Consider the following 24,762-nt stretch of genomic DNA (forward strand, 5'->3'; position numbering starts at 1 on the left):
ATTGAATAAGGTAACTTATATGTGAAATAGAAATGTTCTATTCATTGATAGAGTGACTCGATGAAATTCAGCCTGTCCCAACTGCGTGCCTTCGTGTCGGTGGCGGAAACCCGCAGCTTCAGTACCTCGGCGACGCGGCTGCATGTGACGCAGCCCACCTTGAGCGCCACCATCCGCACGCTGGAAGGGCTGGTCGAGGCCAAGCTGTTCGACCGCGATACACGCAACGTGGCCATGACGCCGGTCGGCGAGGAGTTCCTCGCCATCGCCAAGCGGGTGCTGGACGAGGTCGAGCGCGCGCAGCACGACCTGAAGCAATTCCTGGTCGGGGGGCGTGGACGGGTGCGCTTCGGGGCGTTGCCGGTGCTGTTCGGCTCCGAGGTCCTGCAGCAGGCGATCGCGGAGTTCCGCCAGGCCTGCCCGAACATCGAACTGGAAATCCATGACCTGCGTACCGAGTGCTCGGTCGACCTGCTGAAGAGCCATCGCCTGGACCTGGCCCTGATCACGCAGGTGGCGGCCGACGCGGAGCTCGAGCCCGTCGCCATCGGCACCCAGACCATCGCCGTGCTGTTGCCGGCCGCGCATCCGATGGCGGCCGCGGCGGCGATCCGCTGTGCCGACCTGGTGCGCGAGCCGATCGTGGCCCTCAACGCCAAAGGCCCGATGAGCGTTTACTTCGACCAGCTCCTGTACCAGGCCGACCTGCGCCTGCAGCGCACCTACCGGGTGGGGCAACTGGTGACCGCCGCCGGGCTGGTCAGGGCCGGACTGGGGCTGGGCATCATGTCCGGCCTGTCCGCGCAACTGATGGCCGGCGAGGACCTGGTCTGCCGCCCGCTGGTCGATCCGCAGGTGGCCCGTCCGATCTCGCTGGTCAGCCTTGCCGGGCGCGAACTGTCGCCGGCCGCGCAGCGCTTCCGGCAGATCCTGCTCGACGGCTATGCGCGCTCGCCGATCCAGGCCTGAGCCGCGGCCGCACCGGCGTGCGCCGCATCCGCAGCGGGGAGGCGCTTGACGAAGGGCAGGCCGATGCGGACCGTGGTGACGGCCGCCAGGTCTTCCAGGGCCGTATAGCCGAGATTCAGGTAGAGCTGGATGGCCTCGGGCTGCCGTGAGCCGGTGGTCAGGTAGAGGTGGCGGTAGCCTTGCCGCGCGGCCTGCCGTTCCAGCTCGTGCATCACGCGCGCGGCCAGCCCCTGGCGTCGGCGTTGCGGGTGGGTCCATACCCGCTTGATCTCCGCGGTGTCCGCATCCGCATGGCGCTTGAAGGCGCCACCGGCGATCGCCTGGCCCTGGTCGAGCAGCAGCAGGAAGTTGCCGCCCGCAGCGGGGGAAAACAATGCCGGCGCGTACTTTTCCATCTCGTGCGGTTCGGTGCGCTGCGCCGCCAGCTCCCGGTAGCGGCTCGCGTATTCCTCGCTCAGCCCGGCCAGCAGCGGTTCGGCGAGCGGGTCGTCCGGCGTCGTGTAGACGAAGCGATAGGAGGGGGCTGGGCAATCTGCCTGGGTCATGGGGAAGATCCTTGCGGAAGCGATGCGGCCCGCACGGCGGCGGGCTGGAGGCGGTGCAGGCGCGGGGGGCGGACGGGCGGCCGCCCGGCCATCGCCCGCCGGCCGTCACTCGAGGCTGATGCCGGCGCTGCGGATGATCTCGCCGAAGGTCTTGTAGTCCCGCTGGTAAAGCTCGCCGAACGCCTTGGGGCCGGCGTAGGACGGCCACATCGCGAAGGTCTTCATGCGCTCCAGCAGGTCCTTGCTCTGCAGTACCTTTTCGCATTCCTGCGCCGCCTTGTCGATGACCGGCTGCGGCGTGTCCTTCGGCACGAACAGCCCGAACCAGGCTCCGGGCATGGCGGGCAGGCCGGCCTGGTCGCGGTTCGGCACGTTGGGGAAGTCTTCCGGCGCCTTGGGCGACAGGTAGGCGAGCGGGCGGACCTTGCCGCTCTTGGCATAGGGGATCAGCGTCGGGTCGAACATGATATCGAGGCGGCCCGCGAGGATGTCCGCCACGCTGTCGGAGGCGCCCTTGTAGGGCACGTGCAGCAGCTTGATGCCGTAGGTGCGCTCGACCATCGTGCCGGTCAGGTGGAGCTGCGTGCCGATGCCGCCGCTGCCATAGCTCAGCTTGCCGGGATTGGCCTTCGCATAGTCGATCAGCTCCTTGAAGGTCCTGGCCTTGACATGGTTGCCGACGAAGACATAGCCGGAGGTCTCGGCGAAGCGGCAGACCGGCGCGAACGCCGTCAAGGGATCGATCGGCGACTTGCGTACCTGCGGCGCGACCGCCATGACCCCGACCGGCGCGGCCAGCAGCGTGTAGCCATCCGCCGGCGCCGACAGCGTGGCCTGCATCGCCAGCACGCCGGCGGCGCCGGTCTTGTTCTCCACCACGTAAGCCTGTCCGGTCGACTGCTGCAGGACCTGGGCCATCGCGCGCAGCACGCCATCGACGTCGCCGCCGGCCGAGAAGGGCCAGACGATGCGCACGGGCCTGGACGGATAGGCGTTCTCCGCCTGCAGGGCCGACGAGAACGTCCCGCAGGCCACGGACAGCACCGCAGCGACCGCCAGCGGCCAGCCACGGCGCCTGCGGGTTTCGGGGGAGGCATGGCTGGCGGAACGGGCCATGCCGGGGAACCGTCTTGCTGCGGCGGCGCTGCGGATCATCGCGTGGTCTCCTCGATAGGAAGGATGCCGCTCTGAGCGGCGGCTGGGGACGAGTATCGAGGAGCCCGCCTGATGAGTGAAGTTGAAAAATTCAATAAATATATAGATGCGGGCTATGGGTGTTGACGGGCCGGGCCCGGGGGCCGGACCCACGGCGAAGCCGGGGCTTGCGCCAGTGGTGTTCCCGATCCGGCGGCGGGATGGTACCGGCGGTGCGGGGCGGAAACGGCAGAGGCGGGGCCGGGCCGGCCGCATCCCGGCCGCATCCCGGCCGCGTCCGTGAGCGCGCGCTGCCATGCCGCGCCCGGCGCCCATCACCCGGCTGCCCGCATCGTCGGTGTAAAGGTGATGCCCACCAGCAACCCTTCCGGTCCGATGAAACGGCTGACGGTCTGGCCCCATGGTTCCTGCCGGTTCCTGACCAGCAGCCGATACCCTCGCGATTCGAGTTCCGCCGTCGCCGCTTCGACGCGCTCGACGTCGAACTCGATCCAGGCTTGCGGGATGGGCACGTCGCCGGGCCACTCCTCCGCGCCGAAGCACGATTGCGCCGCCTGGGAGAGTGGCCACAAGGCAAAGGTGTTAGCGCCTGCCAGGCGCTCCGTATGGAGATAGCCGCCGTGCTCTTCCCGGAACGGGATGGCGAGGGTCCGGCAGTAGAGGTCCCGGCTTGCCCGGGCATCCTGGACGATGGGGCCGAAGCCCGCGATGAACAGGGCCGTGGTGGCGAGAGGCTTTTCCATGGCATCTCCTTTGCCGCGATGCGCGGCGTGAAGAGGAACTCGCTTGGGGAGCGGATAGGCCCGCCCGCGCCCCGGCCGACCTGGTTCACTGGATCCCTGAAATCGGTCGCTGCCTGCCATGCCGTGCGGGCTGATCGCGTCGTTGCCATGGCTCGCCAGCGCCGGGCCATGGCTGCGCTCGGCGCCTGGCGCCGATTCCCGCATGACATGTCCTTCACCTCCGGTCTCAATGATTCAGCGGACCAGTGTGGCGGCCAGAATCCGGGGGCACGGATGGGGATGAGTCTATGGATGAGTGTAGGTTTGTTTCTGGCCGGCTGGCCGGGCCGCGCTCGCGACATCGACCTTGTACGCCGCGTCGCAGGTGTACTGCCGGCACTCGACTTGCGCTCACGTACCGGCGCTGGCGAGCCTTGCCCTCAGCCGAGGTCAGCCGAGGTCAGCCGAGGTCAGCCGAGGTTCATCAGCGGAATCTCGGCAACCAGTGCATCGATCGCACAACGGGTCTTCAACGGCAGATAGGGCGTCTTCGGCCACACCGCATGGATTTCCTGCAGTCGCACGCCGCAGCGCTCCCTCACGGCGATGAGCTCACCTGCCGCCACATATCGCGTCAGCAACCAGCACGGCAACTGCACGAGCCCCAGCCCGGCGACGCCTGCCCCGGCAATCGCCTGGATATCGTCCAGGCTCAATTGCGGCTTGACCAGCAACTCCCGCTCCATGCCGTCCGTGTCGAGCACGCGCCATGGCGACATCACGCCGGCGCGCGAGTAAGCGATCCCCGCATGCCCCTCGAATTCATCGATCGCGACAGGCGTGCCATGCCGCGCCAGATACGACGGCGCGGCTCCGATGCTCAGGTCCTGGACCCCGAGGCGCCGTGCCGCCAGGCTCGTGCTGTCACGCAATGCGCCGATGCGCACCGCAAGATCGATGTTTTCTTCGACGAGATCCACTGCCCGGTCTGTAAACGAGATATCGATCTGGAGATCGGGATGCTTGCGTGCGAGCCCGAACAGCACCGGCGCGACGCAATGGTGGCCGAACGCGAGCGGCACGCTGACCCGCAGGCGGCCGCGCGGCTCGCTGTGTCCGCTCTCGAGTTCCACCTCGGCGGCTTCCAGTTCGGCCAGCGCCCGGACGCATCGATCGTAATAGGCCTGCCCGGCCTCCGTCAGTGTCTGGCTGCGCGTCGTGCGCTGGAGCAGGCGCACGCCAAGGCGACCCTCGAGCCGCGCAATCACCTTGCCGATGGCCGAGCGCGTCAGCCGCATGCGCTCGGCTGCAAGCGTAAAGCTGCCGGCTTCGACGACCTGCACAAAGACCGCCACGCCATCCAGTTTGTCCATCACATTGGGGCCTCGTGGGAGTAATTCATGGGAATTATTTGCGTCAATGGGGAAATTTATTCCCGATATAGTACATCCGACGAGATGCTGATCGGGCCGCTCCCGCCGTGTACACCGGACGTGTTCACGCAAACGCAAACGCAAACGCAAACGCAAACGCAAACGCAAACGCAAACGCAAACGCAAACGCAAACGCATTCCACTGCGATATCCATGACACTTTCCCACCCGCCAAGAAACGCCCTCGCGCTGGCCGCAGTCTGCTTGACTTCGTTGATGTTCGGCCTCGAGATATCCAGTGTCCCGACGGTACTCCCCATCCTGGAAAGCGTGCTGCGCGCGGATTTCAAGGAGATCCAATGGATCATGAACGCCTACACGCTTGCATGCACCACCGTGCTGATGGCGACCGGGGCGCTGGCGGACCGATTCGGACGCAAACGTATCTATGTGGCCAGCATCGTGATGTTCGCCGTCACCTCCCTGATCTGCGGGCTCGCGCAAAGCGCGCCTGTCCTGATCGTCAGCCGCTTTTTTCAAGGAATGGGCGGCGGAGCGATGCTGATCTGCCAGGTGGCGGTGCTCTCGCATCAGTTTCAGGAGGGACGTGAACGCAGCCGGGCGTTTGGCGTCTGGGGAATCATCTTCGGCATCGGCCTCGGCTTCGGCCCGATCATCGGAGGCATGATCGTCGCGGTCGCCAACTGGCAATGGGTCTTTCTCGTCCACGCACTGATCTCGATCGTGGCACTGGGTCTCGTCTTCGCCGGCGTGCGGGAGTCGCGCGACCCCCATGCGCAATACCTCGACGTTGCCGGCATCCTCACGCTCTCTTTGTCGTGCTTCGGCCTTGTCTACTTCATTACGCAAGGACCGGATCTCGGCTTGGGCAGCCCCGCCGCGTTAAGCATTGTCGCGGCGACGGTGCTGAGTTTCATCGTGTTCATCTTTGTCGAGAAGCGCAGTCCCCGGCCGATGTTCGATTTTTCCGTCTTCAGGATCCGCCCGTTCTCGGGGGCGCTGTGCGGGTCGGTGGGCATGAACTTCAGCTACTGGCCGTTCATGATCTACCTGCCGATCTATTTTCAAGGCGCGCTCGGTTATACCAGTGTGAATACCGGACTGTCACTGCTCGCTTACACGCTGCCGACGCTGGTCGTCCCGCCACTTGCCGAGCGGCTCGCTCTCAGGTTCGACGCGCGCAGGGTCATTCCGCTTGGCATGTTCACCATCGGTCTCGGTTTCCTGCTGATGAGGTTCGGCGCCGGCATGGAGCAGGCCAGTTGGCTCACGATGCTGCCGGGTTGCCTGTTGTGCGGAACGGGGCTGGGCCTGACCAATACGCCGGTCACCAATACCGCGACGGGCGCCGTGTCGCCGAACCGCGCGGGCATGGCTTCAGGCATCGATATGAGCGCGAGAATGATCAGCCTGGCCATCAATATCGCGCTGATGGGTTTCATCCTCCTCGAAGGCGTGCTGTCTTATCTTACGCACGCGCTTCCTGGCATTGCCGAAACCACGCCGTTGCGTTGGCTCGCGGAAAAGGTCGCCGCAGGCAGTATTGCGCAACTCACGCAGCATGGCGCGGAGCTTGCGACTGCCGATCCGCACGGCGTCATCGTTCGTGCCGCGCTCGTACACGGCTTCGGCCTTGTGATGCGGTACGGCATGATCTGTGTCTGGGCCTTGGCGCTGCTCAGCTTGGTCGCGTTCGGTTCTGCCAAGCGGGCACATCGCCAGGAATTTGCGCGGGACGAGCGTGCCCGTCACCCGAGCACGTAACGCATGCCTTGCGCCGCGGTGCGTGTGTGCGCCGGTCCCCTGTTCCCGCGTTACCCCGGGGTGTCCCCGACCCGCATCTTCGCCCGGCACCGCAGTGCAATCGCAGGCACAGCGCCGCCGGTGTGATTGTGACCGCGTGCGCTTCCTTGCTGGCCTCGCAGGACCTCTCGCCAGACTGAGTGCTCAACGAATGCAAGACTCGGAACGTTAGCGCGGCAAACCGGCTTGGCCGACCACCTCATTGCGAATGCCATCGATCACCAGGGCCTCGCCGTCCCGGAGTGTCCGGAATGGCATCCGGTGACGCTTGTAATACTCCACTTCCGCGCCGACCGCGGCCGACTCGGGATGATCTGACTCGAAGTGTACGACCAGGGAAAACGGCAGGAATCCAAGCCCATCCCAGACCACGGCCGGATCGTATCCCGGCGGTACTTCGGCTGGATCGCTGACGCGGTCCAGCGCACGAAGCGTGCTCGAGGCAATGACTGCCGCCGCGCTGAATCCGGCGTAGACGAGCCTGTCACGTTCCAGCAAATCGGCGAGCAGGAGATCGCATCCGCTTTGCCTCATGGCCCTGCGCAGTATGAAGGCGTTGCCGCCGTTGACCCATACCGCGTCGAACTTCTGCAAGGCTTCGCTCAGGCGGTCACGGGCGCCGAAGAACTGCCGGAGATCGAGTTCCTGCACCGTGAACCCCAAGGCGCGGAGCTTTGCCGCCTGACTCTCCAGCCACTGCGCGCGCGCCGCTGCACGATGGTCGAGCGCATTGACGATGATGGTCGCCCGCATTTCGCCGCCAACCAGTCGCGCAAGTCGCCCGGGATCGGCACCGACATCGAAAGACGAAAGGTATAGGCGCACGGCGAGTTCTCCAGGTGTCGACAGCGCTGTCCGGGATGGGACACGATATCGGCATTGTCGGCGAAATCGCCGTCATGGTCGACTCTCATGGTCGACTCTCATGGTCGACCCTTGAGGTCGGAGGTTCCTTCCGGCTGGATGCACTGGCCAGTGTTCTCGCGCCCCGCAGGATGGCTGCCAATCCGAGGCGGCCGGTGAAGGCGAATCGCCCGCCAGCGGCATAGGAACCCCGCCGTCCGGATGGATGGCCGGGGCGCCTCCCGGAGGCCTTGCCCGTCGTACGCTCAGCCCGCTCCCTCCTCCAGCGCCGGCTGGTACTGCCCCAAGCACGCCATGCCATTCAGCCTTGCGCGCAGCAGCAGCGCCCGTTGCGCTGGCGCGGCATTCGCGGCCTCGCCGTGCCAGGCCAGCAGCGGCGGCTCCTGCAAGGCGCGTCCGTAGGAGAAACTCAGGCGCCAGGGCATCGGGCCGAGCCGGTTCATGGCATCGAGATTGGCGGTGGCCTCGGTCGGCGTCTGGCCGCCGGAGAGGAAGAAGATGCCCGGCACCGCCGCCGGCACCGTGCGCCTGAGCACCTGCACGGTCTGCGCGGCAACCTCGGCCGGAGCGGCCGGTGCCGCCTCCTTGCCGGGGAGCACCATGCTGGGCTTCAGCAGCATATGTTCGAGCGTCACCGCATGCCGGTGCAAGGCGTGGAAGACCTCGTGCAGCACGCACTCGGTGACGTCGGCGCAGCGGGCCATGGAGTGTGCGCCATCCATCAGCACCTCGGGTTCGACGATGGGCACGATGCCAGACTCCTGGCAGATCGCGGCATAGCTGGCCAGCGCCTGCGCATTGGCCTCGATGGCGAGCCGGCCGGGCAGCTGGTCCGACACATTGAATACCGCGCGCCACTTGGCGAAGCGCGCACCTTGCTGGCGATAACCGGCCAGCCGCCTGGCCAGCCCGTCGAGGCCTTCGGTGATCTCGTCCCCGGGGGCACGGGCGAGCGCGAGCTTGCCCTTGTCCACCTTGATGCCGGGCACGATGCCCTGGCGCGCGGCCAGTTCCGGCAGCGGCGTGCCATCGTCGGCGCACTGGCCCAGTGTCTCCTCGTAGAGGATCACTCCGCTGATGAATTCGCCAAGGCCGGGTGTCGACAAGAGCAGGGTGCGCCACGCCCGCCGGCTCTCCTCATTCGATTCCACGCCGATGCGCTGGAACCGCTTGGCGATCGTCGGCCCGCTTTCGTCCGCGGCCAGCAGGCCCTTACCGGCTTGCACCAGATGGTCCACGGTGGCTTGCAATGCGCTGGGTTCATCCATGACCTTGCTCCAAGAGGGGGATGTATGAACAAGCAATAGCTCATCCATGCCATCGCGCAAGCGAGCGGGGGAACACATGGCCGGCCGATGGTGGCGGACCGAACGATGCGCGTGGGCGGCTACTGGCCGCTAGTGGCCGCCTTTCGGCCTTCTGGAGCCGGGACAACGCTCGATGGGCGCAAGATGAGTTACCGCCGGCGGCATGCACTGCCGGCCAGCCGCGCGCCAACATCCAGGTGTTCGATCAGAGACCTCGGCTATCTCTCAAGATAGCTTCTCCCGTACGGGGATTCGTCAGGGTGACGTTCTCGAGCGCCTGGATCCGCCACGTGCCAGCCTTGCGCGTCAGCACGGCGAGGATCAGCGTGTCGACCGCGTGCGGACCCGCCGGATGCGCGATGCCGACCGTGAGCCGGCTCCAGAAGTGCACGACGGCCGCGTCGTCATGGATGGCGACCACGTCGATCAGCTCGTTCTCCAGCGTGGAATCGCTGTAGATGGTGGCATGGATGGGCGCGTGCATTTCGATAATTGCCGCCACGCCGCGCACGTAGTGCCCGAACCGGTTTACGAACGTCGCATCCTCGTGGAACAACGCTCCGAGGGACTCCATGTCATGGCTGTTCCAGGCGGTCTGAAACGCCTGGGGGGCGTGTTCGGCTTGTCTCATTGGCGTCATGTGGATTCTCACGGTTGTTCTACGTTGGGGGGGCTGGCGTGTGCGTGGTGCGTTCGTGGGGCGTTCGTGGTGCGTTCGTGGTGCGTTCGCAGTCGGGCGGACCAAGCAACGCTTACGCTACCACGGGATCTCGGCGCATCGCTGAAGCCCAAGCCGCTCAAACGCGCATCTCAGCCAGGATCTGTTCAGCGAGGAAATCGCAAGGCGGCCGTGCGGAGCGGGCGCTGCGGGCCAGAGCGACCTCGAGATCATCCAGGGGCGGCAGCCCTTCGTTCTGCGATAGCTGGACCAGGTGCCCCGGCACGCTGCATCGCGCCAGCGGCGCGATGGCGAGCCCCGCTTCGACCATGCTGAGCACGCCCAACAGGCTTGGGCTCTCGTAGGACATGCGAAACCTGATGTTCTCCCGCTGCAGCGCATGGATGGCATTGGCGCGTGCAGTACTGCCCTGTGCGAACACAGCGAGTGGAAGCGGGCGCTCCTGCCACACCTTTCTTGCCGGCGACCCGGCCCACACCATCGGCTCGTACCGGATGAACTCTCCCGCAATGCCCTTCGCTTTCGTGATGCAGGCCAGGTCCAGCGTGTTGTCCTTGAGCAAGGGAACGAGCGCACTGCTGGGCAGGCCGATCACCCGGATCTCGACGCGCGGATGAGCGACCGCGAACTTGCCCAGGACCTGTGGCAGCAACGACGAGGCGTAGTCGTCGGGAACGCCGATGGTGACGCGGCCCTTGATCTCCGGACGCACGATCGACGCCCAGGCTTCCTCTCGCATCGCCAGCATTCGGCGGCCATAGTCCAATAGCGTCTTGCCCTCCGCGGTAATCGCGACATTGCGGGTGCTTCGCACGAAGAGCGGTTTTCCCAGCGCTTCTTCAAGTCCCTTGATCTGCATGCTCACTGCCGACGGCGACCGATGCACGGACTCTGCCCCGCGCGCGAACGAACCCGTCTCGGCAACCGCCACCAGCATCTCAAGCACGTCCAGGTCGAGCTTCTTCATTTTGATCAGAAAAGCTGAGTAATGGGTTCAGTTTAATTCGTTTTACTGGAGTGTATGGCAGCCGGATACTAGCAGCGACGATCACTTGGATGAGCCCACGAAAATGCATAGTACGGCGTCGATCTACGGATTCCTGGCGGTTGCCGGAATGCTCGCTGTAACCCCTGGGCCGAACATGGTCTACGTGATGTCGCGCTCGATCGCGCAAGGCCGCATGGCGGGGATGATATCGCTCGCGGGCGTCATGTTCGGATATCTCTTCTATATGTTCGGGGCCGCGTTCGGCATCACGGCGTTCTTCCTCGGCGTGCCTTATGCGGGCAGTGCCTTGGGTGCCGTGGGCGCGCTCTATCTGTTCTATCTGGCGTGGCAGGCCGTGAAGCCGGGTGGCCGCTCTCCCCTGGAGGTGCGCGACCTGCCGCGCGAACGGCCGCGCCGGCTGCTGGTGATGGGGGCAACGACCAGTCTGTTGAATCCCAAGCTCGCGATGATCTTCCTGTCCCTGCTGCCGCAGTTCATCGACTATCAGAACGGCAGCGTTCTCAGGCAATCGCTGGCGCTGGGATCGTCGCTGATCGTCGTGTTCGCCACGGTCAATGGCCTGGTGGCGGTCTGCTCCGGCAGCATGGCGACGCTCCTGTCGCGCCGCCCGGGACTCCTGCTGGCCCAACGCTGGGCGATGGGCCTTGTCCTGGGTGTGCTGGGCATGCACATGGCCGTCGATGCATTGAGGTCGGCGGGCATCTATTGAGGACGTTCGACACCAGCGCGGGGACGCTCCGCGACCGGGTCGGCAAGCGTTGACCCGGCCGCGCTTCTTGCGGAAAAAAAGAAGTCCTGCGGCATAAGGCTCGCCTCTTGTTGTCAACGCGAAACAAATGTAATCGTCTGTAAATGCGGCGCGCTGCAGTCGCAACCTGACAACGGCAACGCGCTTGCGCTTTGGTACGATCCGGCCCTTTCCGCCAGCGCCCCCGCCCCAGTGAATAGCCGCTATGTATCGTTGCTTCGAGAGCACTGCGCCCGCTTGCTCGCCCGCATCCGGCCGTTGCTCGCCGCCGGCAGCGCAGCGGCCGGGCGTGCTGTCAGCAGCGCACTGCGCCGCCTGCGTCACCCGACGCGGCGCGGCATCGTGCTTGCACTCCTTGCCGTGCCAGCGCTGTTCGTGGCGTTCGTGCTGGCGCTCGTGCCGTACACGCCTGGCATGGGCGACATCCGCAAGGCCCGCATCGACCGGCCGGCGTTGATTGTGTCGGCCGACGGCCGGCTGCTCGACCAGTTCAAGCCGGTCAATCGCGAGTGGGTGCCGCTCAGGCGGATCTCACCCTATATGGTCGACGCCTTGGTCGCGACCGAGGACCGCCGCTTCTACGAGCACCATGGCATCGACTGGAGGCGTACCGCGTCGGCAGCGTTGCATACGTTCTCGGGCGACCGGCAGGGCGGCTCATCGATCACCCAGCAGCTGGCTCGCAACCTGTATCCGGACGAGATCGGCCGCGCGCCGACCCTCACGCGCAAGCTCAAGGAAGCGATCACGGCGTTCAAGATCGAATCCGTGTACAGCAAGGACCAGATCCTCGAGACCTACCTGAACACGGTGCCGTTCCTGTACAACGCCTACGGCGTGGAAATGGCCGCACGCACCTACTTCGGCAAATCCGCCGATCGGCTCGACATTCTCGAAAGCGCGACCCTGGTCGGCATGCTGAAGGCCAACAGCACCTACAACCCCGTGCTGAATCCCGAGCGCGCCTTGCAGCGGCGCAATACGGTGCTGGGGCAGATGGACAAGTACGGCAAGCTCAAGCCCGGTGCCTACGCATGGCTGGTGCGGCAACCACTCAACGTCGATTTCGAGCCGCAGAGCGCACCACCGGGCGTCGCCCCGCATTTCTCGGCCCAACTGCGCAAGTGGTTGAGCGCATGGGCCGGGCGGAACGGCTACAACATCTATGCCGACGGACTGGTGGTGCGCACCACCATCGATTCCCGCCTGCAGGGGATGGCCACGCAGGCGATGGCCTGGCAGACCAATCAGTTGCAAGCGATCGCCAACGAGGCGTGGGATGAGCGGACGGGATGCTGGCCGGGCAATGAGCTGTTCCAGGCCTTCATGCGGCAGACGGCGGAGTACCGCGCCGCGCGCGACGGGGGGCAGACGGACCAGGCCGCGCTGAGGAAGCTCGCGGCGAATGCTGCATTCGTCCGCGCGCTGTGCCGGAGCAAGACGCAGGTCCAGGCGGGCTTCGTCGCGATCGATCCGCGCAACGGCGACATCAAGGCCTGGGTCGGCAGCCGCGATTTCCGCGAAGTGCCGTTCGATCATGTGCAACAGGCCCGGCGCCAGCCCGGTTCGACCTTCAAGCCCTTCCTCTACGGCGCGGCCTTCGCGGATGGCGCACGGCCGAGCGATACCTTCGTCGACCGGGATGTCGCCATTCCATTGAGCGGGCATGCGGTCTGGCGGCCGGCCGACGCGGAACCGCCCAGCGGCCGGCCGATGACGCTGCGTGACGCGCTGGCTTACTCGCGCAATCGCATCACCGCCCAGCTCATGCAGAAGGAGCGCCCCGAGAAGGTCGCGCAGCTCGCGCGCGCGATGGGCGTGCGCGAGAGTTCGCTCGAAGCCGTACCGTCGCTCGCGCTCGGCACGAGCCCGGTCACGCTGAAGGAAATGGTCTCGGCATACAGCACCATCGCGAACCGCGGTGCCTATATTGAACCGCGCATGGTCACGCGCATCGAGAATCATGACGGCCAGGTGCTCGCCGAATTCCCGAGCGCCGTGCCCGAACGGGCGCTGCCTGCCGGTGCGGCCCAGGTGCTCGTCGACGTCATGCGCGACGTGATCAGCCGTGGCACGGGCAACGGCATCCGGTCGCGCTTCCGGATCTACGCGGATGTGGCCGGCAAGACCGGCACGACGCAGGACAATGCGGATAGCTGGTTCATCCTGATGCATCCGCAACTGGTCGCGGGCGCCTGGGTGGGATTCGACGATGGACGCGTGACGCTCGGCGACTACTGGGGGCAGGGCGCGCACAGCGCCCTGCCGATGGTTGGCGCCTTCTACGACATGGCGCTGCGCGCGCGGGTGATCGACGCGGGCGCGCGGCTCGGGCCGGAGTCTCGGCCGCCGCGCGTGACCCATCCGCGCAAGCAGCAGCGGCACTTCTTCTTCTGGCCGTTCTGACGGGGGATCGCCGTCGGCCCGTTCCGGACCGGCGCGGCGGGATCCTTCACCGACGCCAGCGCCTCTGGCATTCAATAGCCGGGAGGCGGCAGGCTCTCGGACAACGTCTCGACCAGGATGGTCTTCAGCCGCTCGGCGGCGGGCGATAGCGCGCGGCCTGCGTCATGCAGGGCCAGTCGTATGGTCGGAACGGGCGGAAGGCCGGAGCTTGCATCCAGTACGGTCAACGAGCGCGGCAGCCCCAGCGCCGTGCGCAAGGTAATGCCCAGGCCTGCGTCGACAGCGGCCCAGAGCCCATGGAGGCTGGAGCTGGTGAAAGCGGTGTGCCAGGCGACTCCCGCCTTGTCGAGCGCCTCGATGCAGGCCTGGCGGAAGAAGCAGGGGGGCGCATACACGACCAGCGACAACGGCTGTCCAGGCTTGAACTCCGCCTGGCCCGCGGCAGGACCGATCCAGGTCATCGGCAAGGTGGCAAGCAGCTCGCCGTCGTGCCGCGCGTCCCCGCCGAACGCCAGGGCAAGGTCGAGCTGGCCCTTGTCCAGGCGTTCGAGCAGCAGCGCATTGCGTTCTACGACGGCCTCGATCAGGACGGCGGGGTGGGCCCGCTTGAACTGTCCCAGTACCTTCGGCAGCCACGTCTCGGCGAGATCGCTCGGCACGCCGAAGCGCACCGCACCCGCGACCGACATCCCGCGCACGGCCGAGACCGCCTCGTCGTTCAGGTCGAGAATCCGCCGCGCGTAGCTGAGGATCACGTCTCCCGCTTCGGTCGGTGCGAGCCCCCGTCCCTCCTTGCGGAACAAGGGCTCGCCGATCTGTTCCTCGAGCTTGCGGATCTGCTGGCTCACCGCCGACTGCGAGCGGCCGATGTGGTCGGCTGCGCGATTGAAGCTGCCGAGGTCCTGTGCGGCCACCAGGGTGCGCAGGATATCCATGTCGAGATTGGGCCGGATCATAGTTCAGTTCTTCGAAACTGTTCGATAAGAAATATCCAATTTTCTTAATGATAGGGAACTCCTACCATCCGAGCAATGGAGGAGCGAGCCAGCCGGCCGACGCTCTCCCGATACGAGGAGGTAGAAAATCCCATGTCCGTGGAACCATCGGAAACCGTCGCAGCCGCTGCCAGCCCCGGGCGCCTGGCTTCCCGCCCGCCGTCGGCGGGAACAGATTCCGCAAGGCGGCAAGGAGCGTCCCGCCTGCCCTCCGGCGGCTATGCCAAAGGCGTGCTGTGCTGCGTTGTCGCGACGCTCTCCTTCGGGATCATGTTTCCCGTCATGTCCAGCGCGCTGACGCGGATCGATCCGTTCACCTTCACGTCGCTGCGCTATTTGACGGCCGGCATGGCATTCCTTGTACTGCTGGTCTCGACCGAGGGACGCTCCGCGCTCCACGCCGACGGGCAGTCGATGCTGCTGGCCTGGTTCCTGGGGACGGTGGGCTTCGCCGGCTTCGGCTTTCTGGTGTTCCTCGGCCAGCAGATTGCCGGCAGGGATGGCGCCCTGACTGCCTCGATCATGATGGCGACCCAACCGATGCTCGGCCTGGTCGTGAACTCGATCGGCCGGCGCGTTCTGCCGCCGCGCTTTTCGCTGCTGTTTATCCTGCTGTCCTTCTGCGGCGTGATCCTGGTTGTCACCAAAGGCGATATCGCCGGCCTTCTCGGCGAACCGCAGAGCTACGCCGCGAACGTGCTCATCGTGCTCGGCGCCCTGTGCTGGGTGATCTACACCTTCAGCGCGAGCTTCTTCACCCGCTGGTCGGCCTTGAAATACACGACCATCACCACCGGGCTCGGGCTTCTGAGCATCGTCTCGATCAACGGCGTCCTGTTGGCCCGGCACGTCATTCCCGTCCCCGGCAAGGCCGACCTGCTCGCCATCCTGCCCCATCTTCTCTACATGGGACCCGTCGCCGGATTCGTCGGCATTCTCTGCTGGAATCTCGGCAACCGCATCCTCACGCCGCTGAACGGCGTCCTGTTCATGGATGTCGTGCCGATCACGACCTTTCTCGTATCGGCCATGGAAGGCATCGTGCCGACCGATATGCAGATTGCCGGGGCGTGCATGACCGGTGCCGCGCTGGTCTTGAACAACATCTACCTGCGCCAACGTGCCCGTCGGCCCGTGCGTGCGGCTTCCGATCTCTGATGCCTGGGAAACCCGATCATGTGGAATGAAACCGATGTCAGCCGGACAGGTGCGACCGCGAGATAGCCCAGCGCTATCAGCCTTTGCGTAACGGCGACACCGGCTCGTCCGGCGAGGTGGTCGTAGCAGCAACGAGCGAAGCGCAATGTCTCCGCTTCGCGACCCAGTGGCTTCCGGCGGACGGCCCGGTTCGTACTGATCGCCGCCAGCCCTTCGAGCACCAATGCCACATGCGGGTCGGCGAGCCTGTAATAGCGGTGACGTCCCTCCTTCTCGACCGAGAGAAGACCACCGTCCAGCAGTTTCGACAGGTGGCTGCTTGCCGTTTGCGCAGTCACTCCGGCGGCAAATGCCAGTTCGCCAGCCGGTCGTGCGTGGCATGACCGGATACGCCCTGCATGGGATACCGGCGTGCATTCTGTTGGCACGCCGCTATCAGGTGGGATCGGAAACCGGCGGGCCGCGACCCCAGCCTTGCAACCGGTGAGGCTTGTCTTTTGCCCGCAGCGGTCTTCAGGGTTTGCCAGCAAGCGCGGTGCGCGAAATGCCGGTGGCCATGCGCATGAAGCCATCGAACGCCCGGTCGGACAGCAGGCTGCGCAGGAAGATCATCGGCTTGGCACCGAAGCCCACCGCATAGCGGGTCCTCGGCCGACGAGCGCTGACTGCTTTGGCAATCGTGTCGGCGATCAACTGAGGGGGCGACTGCCGCTTGCGGCTGGCCTCTCCATTCATCGACTCGGCCATGGCACGCGCCTGTCCCGCATAGGCCCCCTTGCCGGAAATCACGCGGAGCTTATCGGCCGCGATGTCGGCCCATTCGGTCTTGATACCCCCCGGTTCAATCACCACCACGTCGATGCCGAAGGGTTGCACTTCCATGCGCAGGCAGTCGCTGATGGCCTCCAGCGCGAACTTTGTGCCGTGGTACCAGGCTCCCAGCGGGGTATGGATCTTGCCGCCCATCGAGGTGATGTTGACGATGGTGCCCGAGCGCTGCGCCCGCATGTGCGGCAGTGCCAATTGGGTCAGGCGCACCGCCCCGAACACATTGACGTCGAATTGTGCGCGCGCTTCGCTCAGTGGCACGTCCTCGACCGCGCCATAGGAGCCATACCCGGCATTGTTGACCAGCACGTCGATGCGGCCCGCTTCCGCGATGATCCTGGTCATGGCGGTCTGCATCGAGGCATCGTCTGTCACATCCATCGACAGCACGTGGACGCCGGCAGCGGCCAGGGACCGCATCCGTTCCACGCGACGTGCCGCCGCATATACCGTGTAGCCCTGGGCTTTGAGCTTGAGCGCGGTGGCCTCACCGATACCGGCGGAGGCACCTGTCACGAGGGCAACTTTGGTCGTCATATCGAATGTCCTTGGATCCTGGGCTGAGTGGATAGCGGCTCGGGTTCGAGCCGCCCTTCCTTGACCTCCACTGTATGCAGCGAGTGGTGTCACAGCTCTAGCGATCAGCGCCACACTTCAAGCAAAAGGCGCCACGCTTCTGCGGCAGGTTTCAGCGGGGTGCTTGCAGGTAGCTCCTCAACGCCTTGAGCGTTCCAAACGGGGTGTCCACTACCGTCCGGTCGGCCAGCCAGTCCGGGATCGCACCGCCGGGGGAGGCATGCATCTGGTAGGTCACACGCACGCCGCCGGCATCGGGCACCAGCTTCCACTGGCCGTTGGCCTGGGGGATGCGCACCTTGCCGTCACGCGGCGGGACGTACCGGGGCATGGCCTCCACCTGGATGGTGATCGTGCCGTCCCCGGCTCGGGAATAGGTGAAATGGTAGACCCCGTCGCGGTTCGACACCGGCCAGGGCGCCTTGTTTTCGAGGTAATGGAACTGCTCGGTGTCGGTGGCTTTGAGCAGTTCCGAGGTGGCGACATCCGGCATCCACCTGCGGAAGGCATCGGCATCGCGCAACACGCTGGCGACCTGCTCAGGCGTATTGTCCAGTGGAACTTCGCCCCGGAACTCGCGCAAGGGCGAGCCATGGACGTTGCGAACATAGACCTTGATGCCCTCGGCGTCCTTGGCCAGCGACCAGCTTTCCTGAGCGAACGACGGTTGCGCCAGAGCCAGGCCAGCCAACAGGGCGATGGCGTGTGTGAAGTGTGTGAAGCGGGTGACGCGCGTGGAGCTCATGCGGAATCTCATCAGGGAGTGGGGACACCACGACCTTAGAGATGGAACCGCATCGACGCACTTGCATTCTGTGCCAGCCATGCGGTGATCCGTGCCATCTTCGCGGACCCGGCAAGAGTGGAATGTCCCGGCTCAATTCAGGCGCATGGCGTGCCGAGCACTGTCGGGCGTCTGCCCCGTCCAGTCCTGGAATGCGCGATAGAAGGAATTGGGATCTTCGAAGCCGAGGAGAAAAGCGATCTCCCCAGCGGACATCTTGGTATTGCCAAGGTAGTGGCGGGCCAGGTTTTCCCGCGTCGAATTGACCAGGGCGCGAAAGCTCTGTCCCTCATCTTCCAGGCGACGCTGTAGCGTGCGCCTGCTCATGCCCAGGCGCTCGGCGGTCTTCTCGATGGTGGCCGCGTTGCCGGGCAGCAGTTCCAGCAAGACGGCATGCACGCGTTCGGCAACGGTCGCTGTCGCGTCCAGCTCGCTGAGCCGGCGGCGCAGGTCAGGCTCGAAGACGCGCCACATCCCTTCGTTGATCGTGAGAAATGGTCGCAAAGCGTCCGCGGCCGTGAATGTGATACTTGGGCTCTCCCCATGCTGTACGCGCACGCCGAAGAAGTTCTCGTAACGACGGGTGTAAGCACTGGGCGGAAGTCGCGAGATCTCCACTCGAAGCGCTTTGACGGGTTCGCGGGTGGCAAGTCGGGCCAGTCGCAGGAAGAACGCGATCTCGGCGACCTGCAATGAGTAAGGGACATCGGTCGGCACCGATTGCCAGCGAGGCGACACAGTCAGTTCGCCCGCCTGTCCGACATTCACATCCAGCTTCATCGGTGCCACGAGCTGTTTGTACTTGGCCAGGCGCTGTACCGCCTGCATGAGATTCGCACTGCAAAGGGCTGCAAACAATGGCGGGGAGAACGACTCGGCTGAAACGGTCTCGACGATGCGCAATGGAAACATGGCATCGCCGGCCTCGGCCTCCAAGGCGCGCCAGAAACGGAAATACTCGTCTGTGGTCAGGCCGTCCCCGCTGCGGGACAGCAGGTCGTCAGGCAGCCCAGCCTTGCGCAGGACCCGGTCCGCGGCAAGACCGAGGTCCTTCAGCAAGGGTTGCCATCCGATGTCCAGGAAATAGGCCTGGTTGCGTGTCATGGGGATACTCATCAAATGCCGGGCCAGGGTTGGCTTCTGCGCCGGATCGGGACTCAGTATAGAGATCGGTAGGCCAATTTCGACATGCAAACTGCGCCATTGCTCGCTCGATCTGCGCCATTGGCGGTCCCGGCGATCTGCTTTCTCCTGGGCGAGGCAGGCAATGGACGACGTCCTGGTTTTCGTCCTGGCCCAACGCTCCGGCGGACTGTAGCCGGCCGGCAAGCAACCGTCGATCGCACCGCCATGCGAGCCGGCCCACGCTCGCATGGCGGTGCCAGCCACGCCTCAGGCGGGCGACCCTGGCGGCGTGCGGCGTGCCAGGAAGCGGTCCAGCTGGCTGGCGAAGGCCTTGCCATCCTGTGGGGTGTAGGGGGCCGGGCCGCCGGTATCGATGCCCGAGGCGCGCAGCTGGTCCATCACCTCGCGCATGGTCAGGCGCTCCTGGATGTTCTCGCGGCTGAACCAGGTGCCTCTCGGGTCGAGCACGTGGGCGCCCTTGTCGAGGGCGGCGGCGGCCAGGGGGATATCCGCGGTGATCACGAGGTCGCCGCTGCCGGCCAGTTCGACGATGCGGTCATCGGCGGCGTCGAATCCCGCCGGCACCTGCAGTGCCTTGATAAAGCGGGAAGGCGGCGTGCGCAGATACTTGTTGGCGACCAGCGTGACGGACACTTCGACACGCTGCGCGGCCCGGTACAGCATTTCCTTGACGACAACCGGGCAGGCGTCTGCGTCAACCAGTACTTGCATCGTGGGATTTCCAATGGAGGGGAGGGAGCGCCCATCTTACCGCCTGCGCGCATCCCGATGGTGCGCCAAGGTCCGCTGCGTGCCTACCGCCGCCATTGGAGCCCACGTGATCCCTGTCTAGGGCAGCCACATCGCGACGATCGACAGCGCAAGGAGCAGCGCCAAGGTCCCGTTGAGACAACGCCATTGCGCTTCGCTGCGCAGGAGGCGGGCGAAGGCCTGGCCTGCCCAGCACCATAGCGAGAGCGAAACCATGGCGGCCGCGGCGAAGGAAAGCCCGAGCAGCGCGCCGAGTTGCAACGGACTGTGCGCCATGGTCGCGAACGAGGCCGCGGCGCCGAGCGTCATGGTCCAGCCTTTGGGGTTGTGCCAGAGCATCCAGACGCCGCTGGCGAAGCCGGCCGGTTTGCGTAGCGGCGAGCCGACATGGGGAGATGAACTGCGTCCGATGCGCCAGGCCAGCCAGACGAGATAGATCGAGCCGACCAGCTTCAGGGCCATCTGCAGGGCCGGGCCGGCGAGCATGACGGCGCCCAGGCCGGCGGCGGCGGCCGCCGCCATCGAGCCGAGTCCGGCCGCGATGCCGGTCATGTAGGGCAAGGAGCGCCGATAGCCGAAATGGGCTCCCGATGCCGTTGCCAGCGTCGTGGCGCCACCCGGCGTGGCGGTGGCGACCATGACGAAGACGAGCAATGGCAGGTAGTCTCGGATCGGCACGGGATGGCCTCTTTCTGCTGTTCGGAATCCTCTTTTTACGCGCATACTTGGCATTACGACAGCGAAATTGTCTGATACCTTCCATTAGGTTCTCTAATGATGAAATGACACGCAACCTCGACATCGCCCTGCTTCGGGCCTTCGTTGCCGTGGCCGACCACGGCAGCATGACAGCCGCTGGCCGCATGCTGCACTTGACGCAAGGCGCCATCAGCCAGCAGATCGGGCGGCTCGAAGCGCAGGCCGGTCCGCTATTCGCTCGGGATCATCGTGCCTTGCGCCTCACCACGGAGGGGGAGCGATGGCTTGGCCCGTCCCGGCACCTGCTGGCGGTCCATGACGCGCTGCGGGACGAGATGAAGGGAGGCACGATTGAAGGATCAGTGCGCCTGGGCGCGCCGCAGGATCTCGTTGCTGCCAGGCTCGGTCCGATCCTGAAGGGGTTTTCGCTGGATCATCCCCGCGTCGAACTGACCCTTGTCTGCGCCACGTCGACGGAATTGCTGAGAACCCTCAAGCGGGGGGAGGTCGACATCGCGCTGGTCGAGGAGCTACCTGGGGCCGCGCGCGGCGAATGCCTGGCCGTGGAGCGCCTGGTATGGGTCGGGGCAAGAGGGGGCACCGCTTTCCGCAGGAGCCGGCTGCCGGTTTCCCTGGTCGACGAAGCGTGCGTGTTCCGGCCGGCGGTGCTCGATGCGCTGCGCAAGTGTGGACGGCCCTGGCGGACCGTGTTCGAGAGCGGCAGCATCGACGCGACCGCCGCCACGGTGCGGGCCGATCTCGCCGTGACGGCATCCCTGGCTTCCACCGTGCCGTCGGAGTTCGACATCCTGGCGCCGGAATGCGGGCTGCCGGAGCTGCCGGCCTTCGCGATCCATCTTCATGTCGCCGGTGGCCCGGCCTCTGCTGCCGCGCTCGCACTGGGTCGATCGATCCGGGAGGACTTTGCCCGGGGTCCCGATGTGGTGAGGGTCCTGCAAGATGGCACGGCGAAGGCCCGGCGAGGAAGGCTGGTGCCACAGGCCTGAAGCGGCTGCGGCGGGCTGCCTGTCTGGCCGGTGCGCCGGCGCACCAGCAGCTGTCAAGCGCCAGGCCGGGGTCCCGCTCGCCGACAAGATACAGGCCAGGAACCTGCACGAGCAGGCCGTTGAAGGCCGCTTGCAGATCCCAGTTCCGATCCAGGTTACGGTAATGGCTCAGGCCGCCGCGGAACCCGGGGTGAATGCCGGCACGATCGCGCTGGAGGCGAAGGCGAGTCCCGGCTCCGTCGTGGTCGTTCGATTCAGGTTCGTCCAGCTGCAAGGAATCTCGACTGCAGGCGGCCGCACGGCGGGTCTCGCCCGGGTGTCCCCTGAGGAACGGTACAGACCCGCAGACGCTCCGCCCGGCGCGCATTCAGCGGCGCTCGGTAACCGGGCCTTCCGCGCCCACGCGCCCGACGGCCCCGATGGGGCCATCGACGGTGATCGGGCCATGCGCCTCCAGATCGCCGTGCACGACCAGCGGACCGTGCACGGTCAGCGGGCCGCGAATCGTGTTGTCGCCCCAGAACCTGCGTGCAGCGGGTTCGCCGCGAGGAATCCGTTCGATCCATGCCGCCGTGACCGGGCCGCGCGCATAGATGTCCCCGGCCACCGTCAGCGGGCCATCGACGGTCACCGGCCCGAGGACGAGGAGCGACCCGTTGATGCTGAGCGGCCCTGTGACGACGGGCTGGGCATCGGCCGACGCGACGAAGGCGGCCGCCGCGAGCATGACCGCGCCGGCCGCCATGCTCCGCGCCAGTCTGGATGCAACGCCTTGTTCGAGTCTCGCCATGGAGCGCTCCATGCCGTCTCCTTGCCGGAGCGGCCCGCGCGCTCGTCGGCCAGCCGCGCGAGGCGCGAAGCACGATGCGCGAGGGCCGGCTGCCGCACAGGCAGCCTTCGTCCGTACTTTCCAGTCTAGCCGGAGAGGTGGCGAACACAAGCACCTGTGCCGCGGCAACGTCCTCGGGGGGATGGCCGGACGGCTGACCGCCGGCGGATCGATCGATCCACCACTATCCCCACTATTCCCACTATCAGTGCGGTGCATGAGGGCCTGTCGGCTGACGCATGGCCTGATTTTCCGGCCCAGTACGGGGTTTGCCGGAACTTGCTACATTGCTGACTGCCGGCGAAGACAGCCCCCGCTGCCGCCCCGTTCACCACAAACCGACAGGCCAAGGAGACATCGAATGCCCCCCGCACTTCAACTTCGTTCGCAGATCCAGCGCAGCGGCGAACTCCAGCTGTCGCTGGACAGCATCGACGTGCCGCAGCCCGGCCCGGATGAAGTGCTCATCCGCATGGAAGCCTCACCCCTCAACCCGTCGGATCTGGGCCTGCTGTTCGGTGCAGCCGACATGAGCACGGCCAAGGCCAGCGGCACGGCCGAGCGCCCCGTCGTTACCGCGCGCGTGCCGGAAGCCGCGATGCGCAGCATGGCGGGCCGCCTGGATGCCTCCATGCCGGTTGGCAACGAGGGCGCGGGCGTGGTCGTCGAGGCCGGCTCGTCCCCTGCGGCGCAAGCCTTGATCGGCAAGACCGTGGCCGCCATCGGCGGTGCGATGTACTCGCAGTACCGCTGCGTTCCCGTCGACCAGTGCCTGGTCCTGCCCGAAGGCGCCACGGCGGCGGATGGCGCGTCGTCATTCGTCAACCCGCTCACCGCGCTAGGCATGGTCGAGACCATGCGGCTCGAGGGGCATAGCGCCCTGGTGCACACCGCCGCGGCCTCCAACCTGGGCCAGATGCTCAACCGGATCTGTCTCAAGGATGGCATCCAGCTGGTGAACATCGTGCGCAAGCAGGAGCAGGCGGACCTGCTCAAGGCGCAAGGTGCGGTCTACGTCTGCAACGCCGCGTCGCCCACCTTCATGCAGGACCTCACCGAGGCACTCGTCGCCACGGGCGCGACCATCGCCTTCGATGCCACGGGCGGCGGCAAGCTCGGCGGCCAGATCCTCACCTGCATGGAAGCGGCCTTGAACAGGACGGCCAGAGAGTACAGCCGCTATGGCTCGACCACCCACAAGCAGGTCTACCTCTACGGCGGCCTGGACACCAGCCCGACCGAGTTCAGCCGCAACTTCGGCATGGCCTGGGGCATGGGCGGCTGGCTGCTGTTCCCGTTCCTGCAGAAGATCGGGCGCGAGCGGGCCAACGCGCTGAAGCAACGCGTGGTGGCGGAACTGAAGACCACCTTTGCCAGCCACTACTCGAAGGAGATCTCGCTGGCCGAGGTGCTGGACCTGGACGTCATCGCCGTCTACAACAAGCGCGCGACGGGGGAGAAGTTCCTGATCAACCCGAACAAGGGCCTGGCCGGATGAATGGCCCCGGGGCGCCTTGCGCGCCCACGGTGCGAGTAGCCGGCCGCTGCGTCACATCCCGTGGCGGGGCGACGATGCCACGCTGGTGCGCCCCCGGGCGATGGGCGTCTGCGATACGCTGCGATCGGGATTTTCCCTTGGGCCAAAGGGTCCAACGCATGATTGCGCTGCAAGCGAAAATGGCCATGCCGTCTGCGCTGCCGTCGTCGCGCGCTGCGGGCATGCAGCCGCCGCGGCGGGATCGCACGCCTTGCCCGCAGCGTCCGCACCTCACCGGAGGATACGCATGATACTCACCAGACATCTCTGCGCGCCGGTCGCCGGCGCGCTGCTCCTGCTGGGCGGCGCCACCGCCCACGCGGCCGGCATGCAGATATCTTCCACGTCGTTTGCCGACGCGGGCACCATCGCCGCCCGCTATGCCAATGACGGCGCCGACAGCGGCGGCGCTGCCTGTGGCGGCAAGGGGGTCTCGCCCCAGTTGTCCTGGGCCAACCTGCCAGCCGGCACCAGGTCCCTGGCCATCATGATGTGGGATCCCGATGGCGCGGGCGGGATGGGCGTCTCGCACTGGGTTGCCTACAACGTCGCACCGGAACGCGGGCAGTTGAAGGAGGGCGATGGCAAGGGCGGCGGACATGGCATCACGCTCGGCAAGAACGTCGGCGACGAAGCCGCGTATCGCGGCCCATGCCCGACCGTCGGCGACCTGCCGCACCATTACACGATCACTGTGATCGCGACCAGGCTGGAGCCCGATGCGTTGCCGCCCGGGTTGACCCGGGATGAGCTGTTCGCGGCCCTCAAGGGCCATACGCTCAGCGCCATGAGCATCGTGGGGCGGTACGGGCGCTAGTTGTGAAGCGTCAAGGCGTTATTGCCTGACGCTGG

Annotated in this window: 23 protein-coding genes; 8 read left to right on the forward strand and 15 right to left on the reverse strand. The window is 66.0% G+C overall.

Annotated features, from left to right (window positions below):
- Positions 1–60 precede the first annotated feature (60 nt).
- Complete coding sequence (locus BKK81_RS25900; RefSeq protein ID WP_071018886.1) at positions 61–969, forward strand: LysR family transcriptional regulator; 909 nt, start codon at positions 61–63, stop codon at positions 967–969.
- Here BKK81_RS25900 and BKK81_RS25905 read toward each other — a convergent pair.
- The 4 genes from BKK81_RS25905 to BKK81_RS25920 all read right to left on the reverse strand — a co-directional run bounded on the left by BKK81_RS25905 (position 942) and on the right by BKK81_RS25920 (position 4,767).
- On the reverse strand, positions 942–1,514 hold the full coding sequence (locus BKK81_RS25905) for a GNAT family N-acetyltransferase (RefSeq protein ID WP_071018888.1): 573 nt from the start codon (positions 1,512–1,514) through the stop codon (positions 942–944). The two genes, BKK81_RS25900 and BKK81_RS25905, sit on opposite strands and share 28 nt — an antisense overlap.
- Positions 1,515–1,619: 105 nt before the next feature.
- Positions 1,620–2,669: a Bug family tripartite tricarboxylate transporter substrate binding protein gene (locus BKK81_RS25910; RefSeq protein WP_071018890.1), complete on the reverse strand. Its 1,050-nt coding sequence runs from the start codon at positions 2,667–2,669 to the stop codon at positions 1,620–1,622.
- Between the two features lie 314 nt (positions 2,670–2,983).
- Positions 2,984–3,412, reverse strand: coding sequence for a VOC family protein (locus tag BKK81_RS25915; RefSeq protein ID WP_071018892.1), 429 nt, complete (start codon positions 3,410–3,412; stop codon positions 2,984–2,986).
- Positions 3,413–3,861: 449 nt separating this feature from the next.
- On the reverse strand, positions 3,862–4,767 hold the full coding sequence (locus BKK81_RS25920) for a LysR family transcriptional regulator (RefSeq protein WP_071018893.1): 906 nt from the start codon (positions 4,765–4,767) through the stop codon (positions 3,862–3,864).
- Between the two features lie 210 nt (positions 4,768–4,977).
- Between BKK81_RS25920 and BKK81_RS25925 the strand changes: the two genes are divergently transcribed.
- Positions 4,978–6,549 carry an MFS transporter gene (locus BKK81_RS25925; RefSeq protein WP_071018895.1) on the forward strand — a complete coding sequence of 524 codons (1,572 nt, stop codon included), beginning with the start codon at positions 4,978–4,980 and terminating at the stop codon, positions 6,547–6,549.
- 207 nt (positions 6,550–6,756) lie between these two features.
- Here BKK81_RS25925 and BKK81_RS25930 read toward each other — a convergent pair whose 3' ends face one another.
- The 4 genes from BKK81_RS25930 to BKK81_RS25945 all read right to left on the reverse strand — a co-directional run bounded on the left by BKK81_RS25930 (position 6,757) and on the right by BKK81_RS25945 (position 10,405).
- Positions 6,757–7,341, reverse strand: a complete 585-nt coding sequence (locus BKK81_RS25930) for a Type 1 glutamine amidotransferase-like domain-containing protein (RefSeq protein WP_231908083.1) — start codon at positions 7,339–7,341, stop codon at positions 6,757–6,759.
- A 356-nt stretch (positions 7,342–7,697) separates the two neighbouring features.
- Positions 7,698–8,720: a class I fructose-bisphosphate aldolase gene (locus BKK81_RS25935; protein ID WP_071018899.1), complete on the reverse strand. Its 1,023-nt coding sequence runs from the start codon at positions 8,718–8,720 to the stop codon at positions 7,698–7,700.
- 244 nt (positions 8,721–8,964) lie between these two features.
- Positions 8,965–9,390 carry an SgcJ/EcaC family oxidoreductase gene (locus tag BKK81_RS25940; RefSeq protein ID WP_071022344.1) on the reverse strand — a complete coding sequence of 142 codons (426 nt, stop codon included), beginning with the start codon at positions 9,388–9,390 and terminating at the stop codon, positions 8,965–8,967.
- Positions 9,391–9,556: 166 nt separating this feature from the next.
- Positions 9,557–10,405 (reverse strand): LysR substrate-binding domain-containing protein, encoded by an 849-nt coding sequence (locus tag BKK81_RS25945; RefSeq protein WP_071018901.1) that lies wholly within the window; start codon positions 10,403–10,405, stop codon positions 9,557–9,559.
- A 103-nt stretch (positions 10,406–10,508) separates the two neighbouring features.
- On the opposite strand from BKK81_RS25945, the gene BKK81_RS25950 reads away from it, so the two are divergent.
- On the forward strand, positions 10,509–11,156 hold the full coding sequence (locus tag BKK81_RS25950) for a LysE family translocator (RefSeq protein ID WP_071018903.1): 648 nt from the start codon (positions 10,509–10,511) through the stop codon (positions 11,154–11,156).
- Between the two features lie 276 nt (positions 11,157–11,432).
- Positions 11,433–13,601, forward strand: a complete 2,169-nt coding sequence (locus BKK81_RS25955) for a penicillin-binding protein 1A (protein WP_442873401.1) — start codon at positions 11,433–11,435, stop codon at positions 13,599–13,601.
- A 71-nt stretch (positions 13,602–13,672) separates the two neighbouring features.
- Here BKK81_RS25955 and BKK81_RS25960 read toward each other — a convergent pair whose 3' ends face one another.
- Positions 13,673–14,557, reverse strand: coding sequence for a LysR substrate-binding domain-containing protein (locus BKK81_RS25960; RefSeq protein ID WP_071018907.1), 885 nt, complete (start codon positions 14,555–14,557; stop codon positions 13,673–13,675).
- Between the two features lie 132 nt (positions 14,558–14,689).
- Between BKK81_RS25960 and BKK81_RS25965 the strand changes: the two genes are divergently transcribed.
- A complete protein-coding gene (locus BKK81_RS25965; protein ID WP_083384448.1) occupies positions 14,690–15,754 on the forward strand; it encodes a DMT family transporter in 1,065 nt (354 codons plus the stop codon).
- A 513-nt stretch (positions 15,755–16,267) separates the two neighbouring features.
- On the opposite strand, the gene BKK81_RS25970 is transcribed toward BKK81_RS25965, so the two are convergent.
- The 5 genes from BKK81_RS25970 to BKK81_RS25990 form a co-directional block, all read right to left on the reverse strand.
- Entirely contained in the window at positions 16,268–17,119 is an 852-nt protein-coding gene (locus tag BKK81_RS25970; RefSeq protein WP_071018908.1) for an oxidoreductase, read from the reverse strand.
- A gap of 151 nt (positions 17,120–17,270) precedes the next feature.
- Complete coding sequence (locus tag BKK81_RS25975; RefSeq protein WP_071018910.1) at positions 17,271–17,903, reverse strand: START domain-containing protein; 633 nt, start codon at positions 17,901–17,903, stop codon at positions 17,271–17,273.
- A gap of 132 nt (positions 17,904–18,035) precedes the next feature.
- Positions 18,036–19,046, reverse strand: a complete 1,011-nt coding sequence (locus BKK81_RS25980; RefSeq protein ID WP_071018912.1) for an AraC family transcriptional regulator — start codon at positions 19,044–19,046, stop codon at positions 18,036–18,038.
- Between the two features lie 288 nt (positions 19,047–19,334).
- Positions 19,335–19,799: a YaiI/YqxD family protein gene (locus tag BKK81_RS25985; protein WP_071018914.1), complete on the reverse strand. Its 465-nt coding sequence runs from the start codon at positions 19,797–19,799 to the stop codon at positions 19,335–19,337.
- A gap of 117 nt (positions 19,800–19,916) precedes the next feature.
- On the reverse strand, positions 19,917–20,570 hold the full coding sequence (locus BKK81_RS25990) for a LysE family translocator (RefSeq protein ID WP_083384449.1): 654 nt from the start codon (positions 20,568–20,570) through the stop codon (positions 19,917–19,919).
- A gap of 50 nt (positions 20,571–20,620) precedes the next feature.
- Between BKK81_RS25990 and BKK81_RS25995 the strand changes: the two genes are divergently transcribed.
- Positions 20,621–21,544, forward strand: a complete 924-nt coding sequence (locus BKK81_RS25995; RefSeq protein WP_071018916.1) for a LysR family transcriptional regulator — start codon at positions 20,621–20,623, stop codon at positions 21,542–21,544.
- A 367-nt stretch (positions 21,545–21,911) separates the two neighbouring features.
- Here the strand turns inward: BKK81_RS25995 and BKK81_RS26000 are convergent, their stop codons facing one another.
- The gene (locus BKK81_RS26000) at positions 21,912–22,346 is read right to left on the reverse strand and encodes a hypothetical protein (RefSeq protein ID WP_071018918.1); all 435 of its coding nucleotides are present in this window, start codon (positions 22,344–22,346) and stop codon (positions 21,912–21,914) included.
- A 388-nt stretch (positions 22,347–22,734) separates the two neighbouring features.
- Here BKK81_RS26000 and BKK81_RS26005 point away from each other — a divergent pair, with 388 nt between their 5' ends.
- Positions 22,735–23,871, forward strand: coding sequence for a zinc-binding dehydrogenase (locus tag BKK81_RS26005; RefSeq protein WP_071018920.1), 1,137 nt, complete (start codon positions 22,735–22,737; stop codon positions 23,869–23,871).
- Between the two features lie 286 nt (positions 23,872–24,157).
- Positions 24,158–24,727, forward strand: a complete 570-nt coding sequence (locus tag BKK81_RS26010; protein ID WP_071018921.1) for a YbhB/YbcL family Raf kinase inhibitor-like protein — start codon at positions 24,158–24,160, stop codon at positions 24,725–24,727.
- The last annotated feature ends 35 nt before the right edge of the window (positions 24,728–24,762 follow it).

This window comes from Cupriavidus sp. USMAHM13 (assembly GCF_001854285.1).
Taxonomy (GTDB): domain Bacteria; phylum Pseudomonadota; class Gammaproteobacteria; order Burkholderiales; family Burkholderiaceae; genus Cupriavidus; species Cupriavidus malaysiensis.